1 protein-coding gene is annotated in these 537 nt (G+C 71.9%); it reads left to right on the top strand.

What is annotated here, in order from left to right; translation table 11 throughout:
* Positions 1-43: 43 nt before the first annotated feature.
* The gene (locus tag ACFQ7Q_RS16365) at positions 44-418 is read left to right on the top strand and encodes a winged helix-turn-helix transcriptional regulator (RefSeq protein WP_383555052.1); all 375 of its coding nucleotides are present in this window, start codon (positions 44-46) and stop codon (positions 416-418) included.
* Positions 419-537 lie beyond the last annotated feature (119 nt).

Genomic DNA, 537 nt, shown 5'->3' with positions numbered 1-537 from the left:
GATGCACACCGTCTGGTGTGCATCGACCCGGCAGGATGGGCGCATGGGAGAGCGTGAGGACCTGGCGGGAGACGGGTTCGCGGCGGACTGCAGGGCCCGGGTCGCCTTCGAGGTGCTGGCGAACCGCTGGGACAGCGTGGTGGTCTTCATCCTCGGCGAGGGCGGTCCGATGCGCCCGCGTGCTCTGCTGGACCGGATCGGCGGGATCAGCCCCAAGGTGCTCAACGATGCGCTGCGGCGGCTGGAGTACAACGGCCTGGTGGAGCGACGCCGTTATGCCGAGGCACCGCCGCGCGTCGACTACGCCCTCACCGAGGCTGGCGCTGCCCTGCTGGTGCCCATCCGTGCGATGGGTACCTGGGCCGCCCGCTACGCGGACACTGTCCTGGCCTCTCAGGACCGTTTCGACGCCCGCTAGTTTCCGCTCTGACGGAGTCGGTGCAGGTGCTTGCATGTCGGGCGGGGGGGCCCACCGCGAGTCGGGCCCCCCCCCCCCCCCACACTGGGGCCGCCCCCGGGGAGGTGGGATCCGGGGTG

Source organism: Streptomyces sp. NPDC056527 (assembly GCF_042794475.1).
Classification (GTDB): Bacteria; Actinomycetota; Actinomycetes; order Streptomycetales; family Streptomycetaceae; genus Streptomyces.
Note: the sequence above shows the minus strand (reverse complement) of the source record. Positions and strands in the feature narration are given on the sequence as shown.

Coding starts and splice junctions, on each gene's coding strand:
- ACFQ7Q_RS16365 (WP_383555052.1), top strand. CDS start 44: ATGGGAGAGCGTGAGGACCTGGCGGGAGACGGGTTCGCGGCGGACTGC.